Here is a 19,639-nt window from a genome sequence, read left to right on the forward strand (position 1 = left end):
AAGATGGGTATCAGGCCGCCATCAGCCGTGCGGCCTGCGACAGGTCAAGGGCGAACTGTTCGCGCGCCGTGGCTGCCGCGCCGGGATCAAGGCGCAGGATCAGGCTGGGATGCCAGGTGATCAGCACCGGCCCGCCGTCCAGCGTCGTTTCCACCCCGCCACGCCGAGGGGTCAGGGGCAAGCGGTTGCCGGTCAGGGCAAAGGCCGCTGTCGCGCCAAGCGCCACGGTCAGGCGCGGGGCGATCATCCGGCGTTCGATATCTAGCCACCATTTGCAATGCCGAATATCGCCTGCGTTGGGGTTCTGGTGGATGCGGCGCTTGCCGCGCGGGGTGAACTTGAAGTGCTTGACCGCATTGGTCATCCAGGCCCGGGCGGGATCAAGGCCGACCTGGTCCATGGTCTGGCGCAAAAGCTGCCCTGCCGGCCCGACAAAGGGGCGGCCCTGCAGATCCTCGTGATCGCCCGGCGCCTCGCCCACGATCATCAGGGGGGCTGAGGGATCGCCCTCGCCCCAGACAGTCTGGGTCGCGGCATGGCAGAGATCGCAGCGGGTGCAGCGCAGGGCCTGGTCGCGCGCGGCCTCCAGCGTCTCGGGCAGGCTGTCGTCGGGGATCTGGCGGATGCGGGCGGTCACGCGGGCGGCGAAGGCGGGGGCGTCGGTCGCGCCGGCGTCCCGCATCGCCTGCACGCGGCGGGGGGCATCGGCCAGCATCTGCGCGATCAGGTCGGTTTCGGGCAGGTTCTTCCAGTATTTGCGCGGCATTTCGGACCGCATGGCCTGGGTCTTGATCCGGGCGGGGTTGAAGATATTGGCGAAATAGGTCTGCCACAGATCGTGGCTGGCGTCCGGGGGCAGGTTCGGGCGCGGACCGGGCGGGTCGAAATGCAAGCTGCCGTCGAACCGGGCCATGCCCTCGGGGGTGGCGATCAGCCAGTCCATGTCGGCGAAACGCCTGGCAAAGAACGGCGCGCCCGCTTCCAGGATCAGGTGTTCGGGTTCGAACCAGGCGCCGAAGCTGCGGCGCGGACCGTCCGAGGGCAGTTCATGGAAGCGCACGAAGGCGTGCATCTTGTGCAGGTCGCGGCGCACGGATTTCGCCATGCGCGACAACCGGCTGGTCAGCGGGTCGGCAGGATTGGCGATGAAGCCGCGATCGTCCTGCAATCGGATCAGCGCGCCGTAAAGCAAGGCCCAGCGTTCGGGATCGGAATGGCTGGCGACCGTCCGGGCCAGATCAAGAAAATCCTTGGTCGCGACTACGGGATGCGGACCGATGGGCGGGGGCGCATCGCCGCCGAACAGCCCCCCGTCGCCCCAGGCCACGTCACCGGGCGTCACCCGGTTCGACGCCAGTTGCCGGGCCACGTCGCGCCAGGCGTCGAACCGGCCGAAACGGGGCAGATCGACGCGGATCACAGCAGTTGCAGCTGTTCAGGCGGGGGTGCGAAACGCGCGCGAAGACCTGCGCTGTCGGTCAGCACGCCGGGATGCCAGTCGGGCAGCGTCACGAACGGCTTGGCCTTGGACATGATCGCCCCCATGCGCAGCAGGTCGCCATATCGCACCGGCCCGTTGCGCCGCGCGGCCAGGATGCGCGTCACCGTCTTTGTGCCGAAACCGGGGACGCGCAGCAGCATCTCCTTGCTGGCGCGGGCGACATCGACGGGGAACTGCGCGCGGTTCGCAAGCGCCCAGGCCAGCTTGGGGTCAATCGCCAGATCCAGGAAGCCCGACGGATGGGCCGCGCCGATCTCCTCGGCCTCGAAGCCATAGAAGCGCATCAGCCAGTCGGCCTGATAAAGGCGGTGTTCGCGCATCAAGGGCGGCTTGACCAGCGGCAGAACGGCAGATGCGTCGGGGATCGGGCTGAAGGCAGAATAATAGACCCGCTTCAGGTCATAGCCGGAATACAGGTTCGCCGAGGTCTTCAGGATGTCGCGGTCGGTGGTCGCGTCCGCGCCGATGATCATCTGCGTGGACTGGCCCGCCGGGGCAAAGCGCGGCGGACGCTTGCCGGTATGCGTCCGTTCCTTCGCGGCCTCGCGCGACAGGCGGACATCGGCCATGGCGGCGCGGATCGTCTCGGGGCGCTTTTCGGGGGCCAGTTCGCGGATGCTGGCATCCTGCGGCAGTTCGATGTTCACGGACAGCCGGTCCGCATGAAGCCCCGCCTCGGCCACCAGTTCGGGCGAGGCGTCGGGGATGGTTTTCAGGTGGATATAACCCTTGAAGCCATGATCCACCCGCAGCATCCGCGCGATGCGGACCATGTCGCCCATCGTCTGGTCGGGGCTGCGGATGATGCCCGACGACAGGAACAACCCCTCGATCATGTTGCGGCGATAGAATTCCAGCGTCAGCGTCACGACCTCCTCGGGGGTGAAGCGGGCGCGTTCGACGTTGCTGCTGACGCGGTTGATGCAATAGGCGCAGTCATAGATGCAGAAGTTCGTCATCAGGATCTTCAGCAGGCTGATGCAGCGCCCGTCGGGCGTATAGGCATGGCAGATGCCCATGCCTTCGGTCGATCCCAGCCCGCCGGAACGAGAGTCCCGCCGGGTCGTGCCGCTGGACGCGCAAGAGGCGTCGTATTTCGCCGCGTCCGACAGGATCGCAAGCTTCTGTTGCAATGTTCGCGCTGCCATGGGGCAGATATATGTTCGCGCTGTGTTCCGTTCAACCTTTGCCCCGCAGGAACCCTCACGCCGATGCGAGCGTTCGCCGCAACGCCATCCGCCAGACGTGATGTGCATCCCGCCACCGAAAGGATATGATCGCCCGCATGAACCTCAGATCCCTCGCGCTTGCGCCCGCCCTTGTTCTTGCCCTTGCCTTCCCGGCCCTGGCCGAGAAGATCCCGCTGAACGAACTGTCGCGTTATCTGAACCGGATGACGACAGCGACGGCCGAGTTCACGCAGGTCAATCCCGATGGCTCGATCTCGACCGGGACGGTCTATATCCAGCGGCCCGGGCGCGTCCGGTTCGAGTACAACAACGACAGCACACTGGTCATGGCGTCGGGCGGGAACGTGGCGGTGTTCGATCCGAAATCCAGTGGGCCGCAACAATATCCGCTGTCGCAGACGCCCTTGTCGATCATCCTGGATGCGGACGTGAACCTGGGGCGCGCGAACATGGTCACCGCGCACACGGAATCGAAGAACGCCACCGTCGTCACCGCGCAGGATCCGCAGAATCCGCAATACGGCAATATCCAGATGGTCTTCACCGCAGGGCCCACGCAGTTGCGCCAATGGGTCGTGACCGACGACAGCGGGCAGAAGACCACCGTGATCCTGGGCGAGATGCGCGAGGGCGGGTCCATCCCCGCCTCCAAGTTCTCGATCAACAACGAGATGGCGCGGCGGAACTGATCCTTTGGTGCGATCCCATCATTGCGGGTGATGGATCGCATCATGCCGACGGGGCTTGATCTTCGGGCCTGACGGGTTCAACGCTGGCCGCGACACATGGCCGCGGGGGTTCCGTCATGCCTTCCTCTCGTTTGTTCACGCCCATCCTGATCGGCGGATCGCTGATCCTGCTGATCAACTTCGCCCTGCGGGCCAGTTTCGGCGTCTTCCAGATCCCCATCGCCGCCGATTTCGGCTGGCCGCGCGCGGAATTCTCGCTGGCGATCGCCATCCAGAACCTGGCCTGGGGGATCGGGCAGCCGATCTTCGGCGCGCTTGCCGAACGCTGGGGCGACCGCTGGGCGATCATCCTGGGGGCGATCCTGTATTCGGCCGGCCTGATCCTGACCGCCTTCGCCACCAGCCCCGCCACCATGCAGCTGCTGGAGGTGATGGTGGGCTTCGGCATCGCGGGCACGGGCTTCGGCGTGATCCTGGCCGTGGTCGGCCGCGCGGCCAGCGACGAGAACCGCAGCCTGGCCTTGGGCATCGCCACCGCCGCCGGATCGGCGGGCCAGGTCTTCGGCGCCCCCCTGGCCGAGGTTCTGCTGGGCTTTTATGCCTGGCCTACGGTGTTCATCATCTTCGGCGTGATCGTGCTGGCCTGCATGGCCTTCCTGCCGATGCTGGGCGACGGCAGGCCCGCCAGCCGCCACGAGCTTGAGGAAAGCCTGGGCAGCGTCCTGGGCCGCGCCTTCCGCGACCCGTCCTTCCTGATGATCTTCGTGGGCTTCTTTTCCTGCGGCTATCAGCTTGGCTTCATCACCGCCCATTTCCCCGCCATGGTGACCGAGATGTGCGGCCCCATCAGCCCCATGGGCACGCTGGCCAGCATCGGGATCACCACCACCTCGGCCCTGGGGGCGGCGGCCATCAGCCTGATCGGGCTTGCCAATATCGCGGGCTCGATCCTGTCGGGATGGCTGGGCAAGCGTTATACCAAGAAATACCTGCTGGCGGGGATCTATACGCTCCGCACCATCGCCGCAGCCACCTTCATCCTGATGCCGATCACGCCCGCCAGCGTCATCGTCTTTTCGCTGGTCATGGGGGCGCTCTGGCTGGCCACGGTGCCGCTGACCTCGGGGCTTGTCGCCTATATCTATGGTCTGCGCTATATGGGGACGCTTTACGGCTTCGTGTTCCTGTCGCACCAGATCGGATCCTTCCTGGGGGTCTGGCTGGGCGGCAAGCTGTATGACGCTTATGGCGACTATACCCTGGTCTGGTGGGTGGGCGTCGGTGTCGGCGCGATCAGCGCCCTGATCCACCTGCCGGTGCGCGAGGCGCCCTCGCGACTGCCTGCGGCTGCCGCAGCGGTTTGACGAAGGCGGATGGCGGTCCTAGGGTCCGGCGCGCCAAGGACAGGATTCGCCATGACCACCCCGCCCCCCCGCCATCACCCGTCGGAACGCGCCATCGCGATCCGCTATCAGCAACGCTCGGCCGAGGTGAAGGCCCTGCAACGGCAATGCTATGCCCTGGCGACGCTGCGCCTGCGCGCGGCGGTGGAGGCGAACGGCACCGGCAAGGGCCTGGCCGTTGTCAGCGACATCGACGAGACGATCCTGGACAACACCGCCGTCATGGCCCACGCGATGGCCCTGGGCGAGCATCTGGACGGGTTCGAGACCTGGAAGCTGTGGGAACGCGAGGGCACGCCGCATCTGCTGCCGGGCGCGAGCGATTTCTTCCACCTGGCCGACAGCCTGGGCGTCACGATCTTCTATGTCTCGGACCGGTTCGAGGAAAACAAGCTGGCGACCATCGCCACCCTGTCGCGGCTTGGCCTGCCGCAGGTCCATGCAGACCAGGTGCTGCTATTCGGGCCGCCCAAGGCCGAACGCCGCGCCGCCGTGGAAAGGAACCACCGCGTGATCCTGCACCTGGGCGACACGCTGCACGATTTCCACGGTTGCTTCGCGGGGGTGACGCTGGACGAACAGCACAAGCTGGCCGAGGATCACGCCGACCGCTTCGGCGAGGACTGGATCGTCTTTCCGAACGCCGCCCACGGCACCTGGATGGAGGCCGAACTGCGCCCCTGGAACCTGCCGGGCGCGACCAAGCCGCGCTGACGCCTGCCGTCTGGCCCTGCCTTATTCGCCCAGGTGCGCCGCGATGGCCCGGCCCAGGGCGAAGGCGCGCTGTTCCAGGATCACCGGCGTTTCGCAGACATAGGTCAGCGATTGCTGGCGTTCGGTGAAGATGCGCTGATCCCAGTCCAGCGCCTCCTCGGCCGCGTCGATGGCATCGAAATCGGGTTCCGCCGCAGCTTCCAGTTCGGCCATCTGCGCACGGCGTTCCTCGATCCTCTGGGCCAGGGCCACCTGGCTGCGGCCATAACGCGCGATCCCCTCGATCAGGGCGGACCGGTCCGGCTCGATCTTGCCCATGACCGCGACCATCAGCGCCGTCAGCCGGGCATCGTCGGCATCGGCCGCGAAGTCGGCGATGGCGGCCTCGGCTTCCTCCATCGGCAGGCGGCGCTGTTCCAGCCGGGCGGCCAGCGCGTCGATCCGGGGATCGCGGGCCAGTTCCGTCACGCGGTCGTCGGGGACCGGCCCGGTCCAGACCTGGCCCAGCGACAGATGCGGCTGCTTTCGCTGGATGCATGGCCATTCGGGGTCGGTGCCGGCGGCCGACCATGCCGGCCCTGCGGCGATCGTCAATGCGAACAGGATGCGTTTCATCCCCTCTCCTTCCGTCTGGCCCACAGGCCCTTGGCGGGATCATACATGAAGACGGCTGCGCCGAAAAACGCCGCCAGGCAGCCCGCCACCACGGCAAAGGCCTGCCCGTTCCATTCAAGGTAAAGCGCAAAGCGGATCAGTTCCACCGCATAGGTGAACGGATTGGCCGCGCAGATGTCGTGCAAAAGGGGCGAGCTTTCGTTCATCCGCCACAGCGGATAAAGCGCCGACGAGGCAAAGAACATCGGGAAGATCACGAAGTTCATGACGCCTGCGAAATTCTCCAGTTGCCGGATCGCCGATGACAGGAACAGCCCCAGCGCGCCCAGCATCAGCCCCGACAGGACCAGCGCAGGAAAGACGGCGACATAGCCCCAGGCGGGCGGGCGGATGTCCCAGAACCAGGCGATCAGCAAAAAGGCATAGGCCTGGATGATCGACACGATCACCCCCGCCATCAGCTTGGACCCCAACAGGAACCAGCGCGGGAACGGGCTGACCAGCAGCGTCCGCATGGCCCCGGTTTCGCGGTCATAGACCATCGACAGCGACGATTGCATCCCGTTGAACAACTGGATCATCGCCACCAGGCCGGGGGTCACATAGACCTCGTACAGCACATAGGTCTGATAGGGCGGCGTGATCGACAGGCCCAGCACGGCGCGGAAACCCGCGGCAAAGATGAACAGCCAGACCAGCGGGCGGACCAGCGCCGCCATGAAGCGGCCGCGCTGCTGGACGAAGCGCAGCGTCTCGCGCCAGGCGATGCCGCGAAAGGCGGTGGCCCAGGCGCGGGCCGGAAAGCGGCGCGCGGTCATGCCGCCGCACCGGTCAGCGACAGGAAGGCCTGCGTCAATCCCGACGGCCCCGACACGGCCGCAGCCTTGCCGCTGTTCAGCACGCGGCCCTTGTGCAGGATCACCAGATCGTCGTCCGGCTGGATTTCGTCCAGGATATGGGTGGCCCATAATGCGGACACCCCTTCGGACGCGATCAGGCTGCGGGTCAGGGCCAGAACCTCGGCACGGGATTTCACGTCCAGACCCACCGTGGCCTCGTCGAGAAGCAGAAGGTCGGGACGGTGGATCAGGGCACGGGCGATTTCCGCCCGGCGCTGCTGTCCCCCCGACAGGGCCGAGACCCTGTCCCCTGCCCGGCTGTCCAGCCCGACCTGGGCCAGCACCTGTTCGATGCGGTTTCTTGCATCCTTGCGGGATATCCCGTGCAGGGCCGCGTGATAGGCCAGGTTCTGCGCCACGCTCAGATCGGCATCCAGGGCGCGGCTTTGAAACACCACGCCCAGCCGCGCCATGGCCTGTGCGGGCTGGCGGCGGACGTCATGGCCCGCGACCTCGATGCTGCCGGTGACATTGCTGTAAAGCCTTGTCACCAGCGAGAACAGCGTGGTCTTGCCCGCGCCGTTCACGCCCAGCAGCGCGGTGAAGCTGCCGCGCGGGACCGTCAGCGACACATCCGACAGCGCCTTGACGCTGCCGAAGCTGTGGGACAGGCCGGTGATGCGAAGCGCGTCTGTGGACACGTCACTCCTATTGGATATTGAACACGGCCTGCTGGCTTTCGCCGGACGATCCCGGCACCGACAGTGTATAGCGTCCGGGCGTGACTGCAATGAAGCTGATCACCGCCGTGCCCGCATTGTCGAATTCGATGCTGTGGACGCCCATCGGGCGGATCTCGATGTCGTTGATGACGATCTCGTTGATCCAGATGTGGCGGAAGAAGTCGCCGCCCGACAGCGCAAGTTCCTGGCTGCCGTCGGCATTGATGGCGATGCGGTAGAAGCCGCCCGACTTCAGGGTGTATTCCCCGCCCGCGACCGGCTGTCCCGAGGCCAGCGTCAGCGGCGCCAGATCGGTGCGGTTGTCGCGCGCCATGATCCCCGAGAAGCCGTAGTCGAACTTGCCCTGCGCGTCGTAAACGGCGGCAGCCTCGCCGCCCGCTTCGCCTTCGGCGTCGTCATCGTCGTCGTCGTCATCTTCCTCGGTCGCGGCGGCGTCGGCGGGCGCGGCTTCGGTCGCGGCGGTCCCTTCGGCGGGGGCGGCGGCATCCTGGGCCGCGGCGGGAACGGTCAATCCGGCCATGATCATCAGAACGGTCAGCAAACGGGTCATGGGATTTCCTTCTTCAATGGATGGATGGGGCCGCGTCAGTTCGGCGCGACCACGACGCCCCAGGGCTGCTGGCCCACGGCGACGGATTTGATGACTTCCTCGGCGGCGACGTCGATCACCGACACGTCGTTGGAATTGCCGTTGGTGGTGAACAGGTATTTCTCGTCGGGGGTGAAGGCCATCTGCCAGACCCGCTGGCCGACCAGAAGGTAATCCTTGACCTCGTCCGTTTCGCCGTCGATCACGGCCACCCGGTTCGACGGCCCAAGCGCCACGAAGACCTTTTTCCCGTCATTCGTCACGCGCACGCCGACGGGCTGGATCGCCTCGGGCAGGACGCCCGGAACCTCGAAGGTGATCTTCCTGGTGATTTCCTGCGTAGCGGGGTCGATCACGCTGACGGTCCCGCCGATCTCGGCGCTGACATACAGCTTGGTGCCGTCGTGATTGTATTCGGCAAAGCGCGGGCGCGAATCCACCAGGACGTTGGCAACGATCTCGAACGTGTCCGTGTCGATGAAATGCGCCATGTTCGTCGTTTCCGACGTGTTGATGACGATCTTTCCGTCCGGGCTGACGCCCATGCCCTCGGGCTCGACGCCCACGGGGATCTCGGCCAGCACCTGCTTGGTCTTCACATCGACCACGGTGACCAGGTTGTCGTCTTCGTTGGCGACATACAGCGGGTTGCCCGAGGGATGCAGCACGAACAGTTCCGGGTCGGGACCCGAGGGAAGCGTGTGCAGTTCCTCCATCGTGTTGGGATCGAAGACACGCACCAGGTTGTCGTCGGAGGCGCAGACGTAAAGTTCGGTCCCGTCCGGCGAAATGGTGATGCCGCGCGGGCGGTTGCCGACCGGATAGGTCCCCAGAACCTCCAGCGTGTCGCTGTCCAGGACGGTGACGTCGTTGCCCTTTTCATTGGTGACGAAGACGCGGTTGGCAAGTGCCGGTTCCGCCAGAAGGGCAAGGGCGGGGGCCAGGACCAGGATATGCTTCATGGAACCTCTCAAAAGGAACATTCGGTTTCGGGACGGTCGATGCCCAGGGTGTCCAGCGCACTGGTCTGGTGCAGATACTGGTCCTGCGGGCTGACCGAGGTGGTCAGGACGCCGGTGGTCAGCAGGATCGGCTGGCGGACCTGGTGGTCCCAGTCGCGCACGGTCAGCTTCTGGCCCTTGAAGCCCGCCACGTCGAACTGATCCGACAGGATGAATTCGCGCAGCGTGTCGGGGTCGGCCGACTGCGTCCGGGTCGCGGCCTCGCCGACGATGCGCAGGGCCAGCCAGGCCTGGTAATCCTCCTCGCGGATGGGGCGGTTGGCCAGTTTCTCGAACCGGTTCTGGTATTGCGTCCCGCCCCAGGCCTCCATCGCCGGATGCCAGCTTCGCGGCACCAGTCCGGCGGATCCCGCCACGGGGCGCGGATCCCAGGTCAGATAGGGTAGATAGGGGGCAAAGATGTCGCTTTCGTCCGCCGCGATCAGCACGTCATAGTCAGGCGCGCGCTGCGTGAAGACGGGCATCTGCGCCTGCACCTGGACATGGCCGGAATCGGTGCTGCGGGCGCCGCCGGTATCCTCGAAGATGCGCTCCTCGACGATCTTCGCGCCGAACTTGGCCGCGGACCGGCGCCAGGCGCCTGCCAGGGCCTGATCCTCGGGGTGGCTGCCATGGACCAGAAGCCAGTCGGGCCAGTTCTTCCACATCAGGAATTGCGCCAGCGCATCGGTCAGCATGGCATGGCTGGGCGCGACATGGATGGTGTTGAACCGGCAATCGACCCCGCGCAGGCTGTCGCCCCGCGCCCGTGCGTTCAGCAGCATCGCGCGGTCGCCCGCCTGGTCGGCCAGGGCAAGCGTCGTCGCGTCGTCGGCCAGGACCACGACGAACTGGATGCCCTCGGCCAGGATCCTGTCCAGTTCGGCCGCGGCGGTGTCGGGCGTGGCGGTCACCTCCAGCGCCTCGAAGTCCTGGCCCATGAAGCGGCCGGTGGTGTCGTTGTCCTCGATCGCCAGACGGGCGCCCGCGAATCCCAGATCCTCGACCGGCAGGTCCAGCCGGGAAATGGGTGGCAGTCTTTCCTCGTCCACGCGCAGAACGGCCGCGCGGATCTGCTGCATCTCGGGCTGGGGCTGCTGGGCCATGACAGGCCCGGCCAGCGCCACGCCAGCCAAAAGTCCTATGATTCCCTTGAACATTTCATCTCTCCCTGGCGGCATGTTGGGTCGTGCAAGGCCTTGGGACAAGACGGTTTTTATTCCCGCCCATGGCGGGAAGATTTGGATCAGTCTTAGGTCTTATGGACTGACCGCCCGCTCCGGCGCATGGTCATGGCATTTGGAGGAAAGCGGACAGATGATGCAGAAGATCCTGGGCCTTGCCGTCGCCGCCACGCTGGCCATGACCCTGGGCGCGCAGGCGCATGGACCCGCGCGGCTGAAGACCGAGCAGTCGGTGGTTCTGGACGCCACCCCGGACGAGGTCTGGCAGGTCATCGGCAAGTTCGACGACATGAACTGGCACCCCGCCGTCGCCCGGACCGAGATCACCCCCGAAGGCGCCCCCATCGACGTCCCCGAGGAATCGACCCGGATCCTGCATCTGAAAGCGGAAAGCGGCGATCCGACCATCACCGAAAGGCTGATGTCCACCAATCCCGACAAGCGGCAATACAAGTACATGATCACCGATGTCGCGGTCGAGGTTCTGCCGGTCACGAACTATTCGTCCACGCTGCAGGTCAACGACAAGGATGGCCGCGCCGAGGTCGTCTGGAAGGCCGGCTTCTATCGTGGCTATCCGAACAACGATCCCCCTGCAGACCTGAACGACGACGCGGCGATGGCGGCGGTCAACGGCATCTATCAGGCGGGCCTTGATGCCCTGGTCGAGCGATTCGGCAAGGCCGAGTGAGGCTTGCCGCCGTTCTTCTGATGCTAGCATCCCCCGCCCTGGCGGGGGATTTGGCATTCGTGACCAGCCAGAACGCGGACATGGTGACGCTTGTGGATACGGAGACGGGCACGGTGCTGGCCCGAACGCCGGTTCCGGGAAAGCCCGCGCCGGTCGCCTATGACCCGGCAGCGGGGCGTGCCTATGTGATCGCGGCGGATACCGGGCTCCTTTTCGTGCTGGATGAGCAGGGCGGCATCACCGAAAGCCTCGATCTGGGCGAGGGGGCCTTTGGTCTGGCCGCTGCCCCGGCGGGCGGGCTGTTCGTCACTGACTGGTATGGGGCACGCCTGATCCACCTGGACAACGATCTGCAGAAGATGTGGGAGGTTCCAACCGGCGCCGCCCCGGCGGGGGTCGCCGTCAGCGATGACGGGCAATGGGTGGCGACGGCGGATCGCGATGCGGATGCGGTCAGCATCTTCGACGCCCAAAGCGGCGCGCTGCTGCACCGGGTCGCGACGGCCGGGCCCCATCCCTTCGGCATCACCTGGCATGGCGGGCGGTTCTGGACGGCGGATGTGCAGGGGGACACGGTGTCGGTGATCGACCCGGTTGCCGGCAGCCTGGCAGGACAGGTCCCGACCGGCAGCCACCCCTATGCCGTTGCCTTCGCCGGGGGACGGGGGTTCGTCACCAATCAATATGCCGGCACGCTGACGGTGTTCGATCCGGCAAGCCTGGCGGTGCTGACAGAGATTCCGGTCGGCGATTACCCCGAGGGCATCAGTCCCCTGCCGGACGGTGCTGCCGTGGCGGTGGCGAATTGGGAATCGGACACGCTGACCGTGGTGGATGCCGAAAGCCTGGCCATCACGGCGGAAATCGACATGCCGTCCGGCCCGCGCGCCTTTGGGCAGTTCACGGGTCGGCAGGTGTCGCCCTGACCAAGGGCGCCCCGCCTGCGGCCAGCCAGCCCTCGATCCCGCCGGGAAACCAGTGGATCCCGGTATAGCCCAGGGCGACCGCGCGGCGCGCGGCGTTCCAGCTCATCCAGCAGTCGCTGCGGCAGAAGATCACCAGGGGTGCGGCCCGGTCGCCCCTGCTGGCCTGTTCCAGCCCGCGTTCCAGGCGCGCCTGTTCGGCCGGGGCCAGGGCCTCCCAGCCGGTATCCCACAGCCAGACCGCGCCGGGGATCGTCTCGTGCGGGGGTTCGCGCCAGATCGTGCCTTCGGGCAGGCCCTCGGGTCGGGTCTTGCGGGGCAGCACGTCCAGGAAGGGAACCCCATCGGCGTGCAGGCGCATCGCCTGGGCCGCGTCGATGACCGTGGCGCCCTGCAGGGTTTCGGGCACCGGGGCGCGATACGGCTCGCCTCGATAGGCATCGGGTTCGGCAACCTGGGCGGTGGCCGGTCCCGCCAGCAGCAAGGCCAGCAGGACCGCGCGGATCATTGGATCAGCTCCTTGCCATAGTCATCGACGAGGGGCACGCCCGCATCGCGCAGGATGGCGTTGATCTCATCCTGGTGGCGGCGGATCAGGCTGTTGAGTTCCCGTTTCCATTCCTGTTCCGGCAACCGCACCCCCATGGTGATGCGATAGAACATCTTCGGGCCCGCGATTTCCTTCAGCAATGGCGTGAATTGCAGATCCGGGTCGTCCTTGACGCGCGGCCCGGCCAGCGGGCCCCACAGCACGGCGGCGTCCAGCGTGCCGTCCTTGACGCCGGCGATCAGGTCGCCCACCGGATCCTTGACCCGGCGGTCCACGAACAGATCGACGCCGCGCATGTCCTTGGCAAGCCCCGCCCGCGCCATGATCGAGGCCGGCGGCGATCCCGCGACCACCCCGATGGGATGGTCCTTCAGCGCCGGATCCGACAGGTGATCCACCTGGGCCAACGCGCCGTCCTTGCGCGTCACGATGCCGAAGACCGAGGTATAGTAATGGTTCGTGTTCTGGACCAGTTCATCGCCCTGGGCGTAACCCATGACCACGTCGCATTCCCCGGCCCGCAAGGTCTTGGCGATGAAGCCCATGCCAGATGGAAACCAGGTATAGGTGACGGGCAGGCCCAGCCATTCCCCGAAGGCGTCGGCCAGCTTGTTTTCGAAGCCCGTCCCGTCACGCGATGACATCGGGGCATTGGCCGGATCCGCGCAGACGCGGAACTGCGTGGTGGACCGCAGATCCGCGACCTGCGCCGCGGCGGGCACCGACCCAAGGGCCAGCGCCACCATCACCCAGCGGATGATGCCCATCTTACATCGACATGCAGGAATCTTCCTGCGCCGTGTATTCATCGGACTTGTCGGCCCGTTCGGCGGGACGGCCGCGCGGAATCTCTCCGGTCCCGTGGGCCAGAAGATAGACATAGATGTCGTCGACATAGCACCAGACGTTCTTGTTGGTCCCGAAGGCCGGCATGACCGAGTTGGTCCCCTGCTTGCCCGAGGCCACGATTTCCTGGAATTCGTAATAGTCGATCCGCAGCACCGAGTTCTTCAGGGCGGGGGCATAGGTCGAACCCTCGCCATCGGGGCCGTGGCAGACATGGCATTCCGCGTGATAGCGGCGGAAGCCGTTGAAGGTCGCGAAATCGACGACGCCATCCTCGATCTTGAAGGTCGGGATGCCCTCGGCGTTGTACCAGCGGCCGTTTTCCTGGGTTACGGGAGTGATGTCCATGCCGTTGGGAAGGGTGGTCGCGCCTTCGGCCATCTCGACAGGCGCATCGCTCCCCTCGGTTGGGGCGGCAGCTTCCGCCGCCGGTGCCGTGCCGGACGTGGCGGCTGCGGCGCCTGCGCCGGCCTCGGCGGGCGGGGGGGTCTGGGTCGTCGCGTCCTGCGCCAGGGCAGCTGTCGCCACCGATGTGGCGAAGACCAGCGACGCAAGGCTGGTGATGGCTTTCATGCTGTCATTTCTCCCGAATTTCAATTTACCCGTCCTCCTCAGGTAAAACTCCCCCCGAAGATATCCTCGGGGGGAGCGTTGGATAGCGCAACTTTACGTTAGCGGGCCGAAAGTATTAGCCGCTGGTGCCGCCTTCGGCGGGTGCGGGTTCCGCCGCCGGGTCGGCCGCGGGTTCGGCTGCGGCCGAAGCCTCGCCCGGCAGTTCGAACACGGTCAGCTGGCCGCCCAGTTCAGTGTAATCGGACAGCGCGGCATAGCCGCCCACGGCGCCCAGACCTTCGTTCGGGTTGGTCAGGCCCGCTGCCAGACCGATCCCGGCCCAGCCGCCGACACCCGACAGGATGCCGATATACTGCTTGCCGCCGTGGATATAGGTCATCACGTTGCCGATGATGCCGGACGGGGTCTTGAACTTGTACAGTTCTTCGCCCGTGTCGGCGTCGATGGCCTTCAGATAGCCTTCAAGCGTGCCATAGAAGACCACGTCGCCAGCCGTCGCCAAGGCGCCGGACCAGACCGAGAACTGCTCGGGCAGCGACCACTTGATCTTGCCCTCGATGTTGTCCCAGGCGATGAAGTTGCCCATGCCGCCATGGCTGTCCGGGGCCGGATACATCGACAGCGTTGCGCCGACATAGGGCTGGCCCGCGGTATAGGCGACGCGGAACGGTTCATAGTCCATGCAGACGTGGTTGGTCGGCACGTAGAAGGTCTGGGTCTTGGGCGAATAGGCCGCCGGCTGCTGGTCCTTGGTGCCAAGGGCCGCGGGGCAGACGCCGGTGGTGTTCTCGTCCTCGCCGTTCTGCGACGTCGAGTATTCGGCCACGACCTGCGGGCGGCCATACTGGTCGCTGTTGGGGTCCATGACCACTTCGGTCGCCCAGTTCACGACCGGGTCGAACTTCTCGGCCACCAGCAATTCGCCGCTTTCGCGGTCCATCGTGTAGGCAAAGCCGTTGCGGTCGAAATGGGTCAAGAGCTTGCGCATCTGACCGTCGATTTCCTGGTCGGTCAGGATGTTCTCGTTGACGCCGTCATAGTCCCATTCGTCATGGGGCGTCATCTGATAGAACCACTTGGCCATGCCGGTATCGGCGTCGCGGGCCATGATGGTCATCGACCACTTGTTGTCGCCCGGCCGCTGGGACGGGTTCCAGGTCGAGGGGTTGCCGGTGCCGTAATAGACCAGGTTCAGGTCCGGATCATACGAGAACCAGCCCCAGACCGTGCCGCCGCCGATCTTCCACTGGTCGCCTTCCCAGCTGTTGAGGCTGCTGTCGGCACCGATGGGCTTGCCCAGATGGGTGGTCTTTTCCGGGTCGACCAGCATTTCCTCGTCCGGGCCGGTGGAATAGGCTTTCCAGGCTTCGGTGCCGTCGGCCAGGTTCAGCGCGGTCACACGGCCGCGAACACCGTATTCGCCGCCCGAGATGCCGACCATCAGCTTGTCCTTGGCGGGCATGGTGGACATCGTCAGGGTTTCGCCGATGGCCGGATCGCCGACCTTGGTGGACCACTTCACCTCGCCCGACTTGGCGTCCAGGGCGACCACGGTGGTGTCGGCCTGGGACAGGAAGATCATCCCATCGGCAAAGGACAGGCCGCGGTTGACGGTGTCGCAGCACATGACCGCGATCACTTCCGGATCCTGCTGCGGCTCATAGCGCCACAGGATCTTGCCGTCATTGTTCAGGTCCAGGGCGTAGACGTTGTTCGGGAACGGGGTGTGGACATACATGATGTCGTCGATCACCAGGGGGCTGCCCTCGTGCCCGCGCAGCACGCCGGTCGAGAAGGTCCAGGCCACCCGCAGATCGCCCACGTTGTCGCGGTTGATCTGGTCCAGTTCGGAATAACGCGTGTTGGCATAGTCGCCGGTCTGGATCGCCCATTGTTCCGGCTTGGCCGTTTCGGCCAGCACGCTTTCGTTGGCCCAGCCCGCCGTGCCCGTCAGAAGCAGCACGGCTACCGTGCTGTTCAGCAATCTTTTCATGGAAGTTCCTCCGCTATTGGAAGCGAGCGACAGGTTCCCTCCTCCTGTCGCCGTCCTGGAGGTAGTCTTTGACGGACAATGCCTTGCGTCAATCTGGCGTTCTGGCAATTGCCCCTAAAGTCTTAGGGGCGAATTGCCAGAACAAGCGGGAAAGTTCGGCAAGGATCACAGCAGCCGTTCGGCATGCCACATCACATGGTCGCCCATGAAGGACTGCACGAAGAAGTAGCTGTGGTCATAACCGGCCTGCATCCTGAACTGCCCCGGCTGCCGGCGCGCCATCATCGCCTGGGCCAGCGATTCGGGTTTCAGCTTGTCCAGGAACTGGTCCGCGCTGCCCTGGTCGATCAGCACCTCTCCGGGATAGCCGCGTTCGGTCATCAGGATCGTCGCGTCATGGGCGCGCCATGTGCTGCGGTCATCCCCCAAATAGGCCGAAAGCTGCTTCTGGCCCCAGTCGGATTCGGTCGGGTTGGCGATGGGTGCGAAGGCCGACACCGACTTGTAGCGTTCGGGATGGGTCATGGCGATGGTCAGCGCGCCATGCCCGCCCATCGAATGGCCGGTGATGCCCATCGCCTCGGCGTCGATGGCGAAATTGCCGGTCACCAGTTCGGGCAGTTCGTGGACGATGTAATCCCACATCCGGTAATGCGGCTTCCACGGATCCTGCGTGGCGTTCACATAGAAGCCCGCGCCCTTGCCCAAGTCATAGGCCTCGTCGTCGGCCACGTCGTCGCCGCGGGGCGAGGTGTCGGGAAAGACGATGGCGATGCCGGCCTCGGCGCACCATTGCTGGGCCGCGGCCTTGGTCATGGCGTTTTCATGGGTGCAGGTCAGCCCGGACAGATACCACAGCACCGGCACGCGTTCGTTCGCCACCAGTTCCGGAATGAAGACCGCAAAGGTCATGTCGGTGCCGGTCGATTGCGAGCGGTGGCGGTAAACGCCCTGCGTGCCGCCGAAGCTGCGGTTTTCGGAAAGGGTTTCAAGCGTCATCCGACATCCTCCAGGTTCTGAAACATGACCAGCCCATCGACCGGCCCAAGCCTGGGGTGAAGAAACGCCCCCGGCAGGCAGCCGACAATGGCAAATCCCGCCTTCTGCCACAAATGGACGGCATCGGTATTGGTGGCGACGACGAAATTGAACTGCATCGCCGCGAAGCCCTGCGCCCTGGCCCAGGCTTTCGCATGATCCACAAGCGCCCGCGCGATCCCCCTGCCCCGCGCGCCTGAATGCGTGGCAAAGGAGGCGTTCGCCACATGCGATCCGCCGCCCGGCCGGTTCGCGCCGACATGGCTGGTGCCCAGGATCCGGCCGTCCAGTTCGGCGACGAAGGCGGTAAAGGGCTTGGCGAACCAATCCGCCAAGGCATCGTCGCGGGAAATGTCGCGCGGGATGCAATAGGTTTCCCCCGCGCGATAGACCGGTTCCAGGATCGCCCAGATGGCGTCGTGGTCGGCACTGGTGGCGGGGCGGATGGTGATGCCGCCCTGCCCCGTCATTTCAGTTCGTCAACGGACCGGATGACCTTGCCCAGCAGGCCATAGTCCAGCGCCTCTTGCGTGTTCAGCCAGAAGTCGCGCTGGGTGTCCTTCTCGATCCGCTCGACCGTCTGGCCGGTGGCGTCGGCGAAGATCTGGTTCAGGCGGTCGCGCATCAGGCGCACCTGTTCCGCCTGGATCATCATGTCCGACGACGTGCCGCCGATCCCGCCCGAGGGCTGGTGGATCAGGAAGCGCGTGTTGGGCAGGCAATAGCGGTTTTCCGTCTTCGCGGCCACGAAGATCAACGCGCCCGCCGATGCCACCCAGCCCGAGCCGATGGTGCGCACGGTGGGACGGATGAACTTGATCACGTCATGGATCATGTCGCCCGATTCCACATGCCCGCCGGGCGAGGAAATCAGCATGTTGATCGGCTTGTCGCTGTCCTCGGCCAGGGCCAGAAGATGGGCCACGGTGCGCTGCGCCAGCTTGTCGTTGATGGTGCCCGCGACGATCACCGTGCGCGACTTGAAATACAGCTTGCCGATCTTGTCGCCTTCTGGAAGGCCCAGGCCGCCGTCCTTCTCGCCCTCGTGGCGGCGGTCGTCTTCTTCCGGTTCGTCGTCGTCATCGTCCAGCCACTGGTGACGCATCGGCCTGCTCCTTTTTCTCATGGCGACGGCGGGACCATGGCCCCGCCGTTCTTTTACCTATGCAGCGATGAACGATCAGTAAAGGACGACCGAGCGGATCGACTCGCCCTTGTGCATCAGGTCGAAGCCCTTGTTGATGTCGTCCAGCGGCATGGTGTGGGTGATCATCGGGTCGATCTCGATCTTGCCCTCCATGTACCAGTCGACGATCTTCGGCACATCCGTGCGCCCGCGCGCGCCGCCAAATGCGGTGCCTTTCCAGACCCGGCCGGTGACCAGCTGGAACGGACGCGTGCTGATTTCCGCGCCTGCGGCCGCCACGCCGATGATGACCGACTGTCCCCAGCCGCGATGGGTGCATTCCAGCGCGTCGCGCATCACCTTGGTGCTGCCGGTCGCATCGAAGGAATAATCCGCGCCGCCGATCTGGTCGAAGGGGGTCTTGGTCATCTCGACGATATGCTGGACGATGGAACCGTCGATTTCCTTGGGGTTGACGAAATGGGTCATCCCGAAGCGTTCGGCCATTTCCTTCTTGTCGTTGTTCAGGTCCACGCCGATGATCATGTCCGCGCCCGCCAGACGCAGGCCCTGGATCACGTTCAGCCCGATCCCGCCTAAGCCGAAGACCACCGCCTTGGCGCCGATCTCGACCTTGGCGGTGTTGATCACCGCGCCGATGCCGGTGGTGACGCCGCAGCCGATATAGCAGATCTTGTCGAAGGGCGCGTCCTCGCGGACCTTGGCCACTGCGATTTCCGGCAGCACGGTATAGTTCGAGAAGGTCGAGCAGCCCATGTAATGATGGATCGGCGTGCCATCCAGCATGGAAAAGCGGCTGGTCCCGTCGGGCATCAGGCCCTGGCCCTGGGTCGCGCGGATGCGGGTGCAAAGGTTGGTCTTGCCCGACAGGCAGGACGGGCATTCGCGGCATTCCGGCGTGTAAAGCGGGATGACATGATCGCCCGGCTTGACCGATTTCACGCCGGGGCCGACCTCGACCACCACGCCTGCGCCTTCATGGCCCAGGATCGCCGGGAACAGGCCTTCCGGATCGTCGCCCGAACGGGTGAATTCGTCGGTGTGGCAGATGCCGGTGGCCTTGATCTCGATCATCACCTCGCCCTCTTTCGGGCCGTCGAGGTTGACCTCCATCACTTCCAGCGGTCGGCCAGCCTCCAGGGCTACGGCGGCACGGGTTCTCATCGTCACTCTCCTATCCGTTCGGGCATTCCGTAAGGGCAAAAGGGGCCGCAAGCAGCCCCTGTGCAGCTGTGTTCATTCAGTCCAAGAGGTCAAGCCGCCAGCTTGCCCGACCGCTTGGCAACATGGGTGGCGATGGCGTCCATCAGCGGCGGGGACAGCGCGTCATAGGGTTCCAGCCCCAATTCGCGCAGCCGCGCGCGGATGCCGTCCATGCGCGAGGGATCGACACCCGATTCGATCACCGAA

Annotated in this window: 21 protein-coding genes and 1 pseudogene; 5 read left to right on the forward strand and 17 right to left on the reverse strand. The window is 65.5% G+C overall.

Annotation, left to right across the window (positions count from 1 at the left end; genetic code table 11):
* Positions 1-10: 10 nt before the first annotated feature.
* Positions 11-1,420 carry a UdgX family uracil-DNA binding protein gene (locus CK944_RS08455; protein ID WP_103172618.1) on the reverse strand — a complete coding sequence of 470 codons (1,410 nt, stop codon included), beginning with the start codon at positions 1,418-1,420 and terminating at the stop codon, positions 11-13.
* Positions 1,417-2,649 carry a putative DNA modification/repair radical SAM protein gene (locus tag CK944_RS08460; protein ID WP_103172619.1) on the reverse strand — a complete coding sequence of 411 codons (1,233 nt, stop codon included), beginning with the start codon at positions 2,647-2,649 and terminating at the stop codon, positions 1,417-1,419. The genes CK944_RS08455 and CK944_RS08460 overlap by 4 nt, the downstream gene beginning before the upstream one ends.
* Positions 2,650-2,786: 137 nt before the next feature.
* On the opposite strand from CK944_RS08460, the gene CK944_RS08465 reads away from it, so the two are divergent.
* The 3 genes from CK944_RS08465 (at position 2,787) to CK944_RS08475 (ending at position 5,497) form a co-directional block, all read left to right on the forward strand.
* Positions 2,787-3,380, forward strand: coding sequence for an outer membrane lipoprotein carrier protein LolA (locus CK944_RS08465; RefSeq protein WP_103172646.1), 594 nt, complete (start codon positions 2,787-2,789; stop codon positions 3,378-3,380).
* 116 nt (positions 3,381-3,496) lie between these two features.
* Positions 3,497-4,744, forward strand: coding sequence for an MFS transporter (locus CK944_RS08470; protein ID WP_103172620.1), 1,248 nt, complete (start codon positions 3,497-3,499; stop codon positions 4,742-4,744).
* Positions 4,745-4,795: 51 nt separating this feature from the next.
* Positions 4,796-5,497 (forward strand): 5'-nucleotidase, lipoprotein e(P4) family, encoded by a 702-nt coding sequence (locus CK944_RS08475; RefSeq protein WP_158247974.1) that lies wholly within the window; start codon positions 4,796-4,798, stop codon positions 5,495-5,497.
* Between the two features lie 21 nt (positions 5,498-5,518).
* Here the strand turns inward: CK944_RS08475 and CK944_RS08480 are convergent, their stop codons facing one another.
* Genes CK944_RS08480 through CK944_RS08505 form a run of 6 tightly spaced genes read right to left on the reverse strand, consistent with a single transcriptional unit; the run spans position 5,519 to position 10,390 of the window.
* Complete coding sequence (locus CK944_RS08480; protein WP_103172622.1) at positions 5,519-6,112, reverse strand: hypothetical protein; 594 nt, start codon at positions 6,110-6,112, stop codon at positions 5,519-5,521.
* A complete protein-coding gene (locus CK944_RS08485; protein ID WP_103172623.1) occupies positions 6,109-6,930 on the reverse strand; it encodes an ABC transporter permease in 822 nt (273 codons plus the stop codon). Before CK944_RS08485 ends, CK944_RS08480 begins: the two co-directional genes overlap by 4 nt.
* On the reverse strand, positions 6,927-7,652 hold the full coding sequence (locus CK944_RS08490; RefSeq protein WP_103172624.1) for an ABC transporter ATP-binding protein: 726 nt from the start codon (positions 7,650-7,652) through the stop codon (positions 6,927-6,929). Before CK944_RS08490 ends, CK944_RS08485 begins: the two co-directional genes overlap by 4 nt.
* Before the next feature lie 7 nt (positions 7,653-7,659).
* Positions 7,660-8,244: a hypothetical protein gene (locus CK944_RS08495; protein WP_103172625.1), complete on the reverse strand. Its 585-nt coding sequence runs from the start codon at positions 8,242-8,244 to the stop codon at positions 7,660-7,662.
* A gap of 35 nt (positions 8,245-8,279) precedes the next feature.
* Positions 8,280-9,245, reverse strand: coding sequence for a YVTN family beta-propeller repeat protein (locus CK944_RS08500; RefSeq protein ID WP_103172626.1), 966 nt, complete (start codon positions 9,243-9,245; stop codon positions 8,280-8,282).
* 8 nt (positions 9,246-9,253) lie between these two features.
* A complete protein-coding gene (locus CK944_RS08505; protein ID WP_239986009.1) occupies positions 9,254-10,390 on the reverse strand; it encodes an ABC transporter substrate-binding protein in 1,137 nt (378 codons plus the stop codon).
* 214 nt (positions 10,391-10,604) lie between these two features.
* Here CK944_RS08505 and CK944_RS08510 point away from each other — a divergent pair, with 214 nt between their 5' ends.
* On the forward strand, positions 10,605-11,159 hold the full coding sequence (locus tag CK944_RS08510) for an SRPBCC family protein (protein WP_103172648.1): 555 nt from the start codon (positions 10,605-10,607) through the stop codon (positions 11,157-11,159).
* 20 nt (positions 11,160-11,179) lie between these two features.
* Positions 11,180-12,085, forward strand: coding sequence for a YncE family protein (locus tag CK944_RS08515; protein WP_103172649.1), 906 nt, complete (start codon positions 11,180-11,182; stop codon positions 12,083-12,085).
* On the opposite strand, the gene CK944_RS08520 is transcribed toward CK944_RS08515, so the two are convergent.
* From CK944_RS08520 to CK944_RS23975, 9 genes and pseudogenes are all read right to left on the reverse strand, one after another.
* Positions 12,060-12,590: a PQQ-dependent catabolism-associated CXXCW motif protein gene (locus CK944_RS08520; protein ID WP_103172627.1), complete on the reverse strand. Its 531-nt coding sequence runs from the start codon at positions 12,588-12,590 to the stop codon at positions 12,060-12,062. The genes CK944_RS08515 and CK944_RS08520 overlap by 26 nt on opposite strands.
* A complete protein-coding gene (locus CK944_RS08525) occupies positions 12,587-13,399 on the reverse strand; it encodes a substrate-binding domain-containing protein (protein ID WP_103172628.1) in 813 nt (270 codons plus the stop codon). The genes CK944_RS08520 and CK944_RS08525 overlap by 4 nt, the downstream gene beginning before the upstream one ends.
* Position 13,400: 1 nt before the next feature.
* A complete protein-coding gene (locus tag CK944_RS08530; RefSeq protein ID WP_103172629.1) occupies positions 13,401-14,051 on the reverse strand; it encodes a c-type cytochrome, methanol metabolism-related in 651 nt (216 codons plus the stop codon).
* A gap of 115 nt (positions 14,052-14,166) precedes the next feature.
* Positions 14,167-16,044: a methanol/ethanol family PQQ-dependent dehydrogenase gene (locus CK944_RS08535; RefSeq protein WP_103172630.1), complete on the reverse strand. Its 1,878-nt coding sequence runs from the start codon at positions 16,042-16,044 to the stop codon at positions 14,167-14,169.
* 165 nt (positions 16,045-16,209) lie between these two features.
* On the reverse strand, positions 16,210-17,043 hold the full coding sequence (gene fghA / locus CK944_RS08540) for an S-formylglutathione hydrolase (protein WP_103172631.1): 834 nt from the start codon (positions 17,041-17,043) through the stop codon (positions 16,210-16,212).
* Complete coding sequence (locus CK944_RS08545) at positions 17,040-17,552, reverse strand: GNAT family N-acetyltransferase (RefSeq protein WP_103172632.1); 513 nt, start codon at positions 17,550-17,552, stop codon at positions 17,040-17,042. Before CK944_RS08545 ends, fghA begins: the two co-directional genes overlap by 4 nt.
* Positions 17,549-18,187: an ATP-dependent Clp protease proteolytic subunit gene (locus CK944_RS08550; RefSeq protein ID WP_103172633.1), complete on the reverse strand. Its 639-nt coding sequence runs from the start codon at positions 18,185-18,187 to the stop codon at positions 17,549-17,551. The genes CK944_RS08545 and CK944_RS08550 overlap by 4 nt, the downstream gene beginning before the upstream one ends.
* A gap of 75 nt (positions 18,188-18,262) precedes the next feature.
* Complete coding sequence (locus CK944_RS08555; RefSeq protein ID WP_103172634.1) at positions 18,263-19,393, reverse strand: S-(hydroxymethyl)glutathione dehydrogenase/class III alcohol dehydrogenase; 1,131 nt, start codon at positions 19,391-19,393, stop codon at positions 18,263-18,265.
* Positions 19,394-19,482: 89 nt separating this feature from the next.
* Positions 19,483-19,639, reverse strand: a pseudogene (locus CK944_RS23975) (aldehyde-activating protein); the annotation flags it as partial.

Source organism: Paracoccus sp. SY (assembly GCF_002901215.1).
In the GTDB taxonomy this organism is placed as follows: Bacteria; Pseudomonadota; Alphaproteobacteria; order Rhodobacterales; family Rhodobacteraceae; genus Paracoccus; species Paracoccus acridae.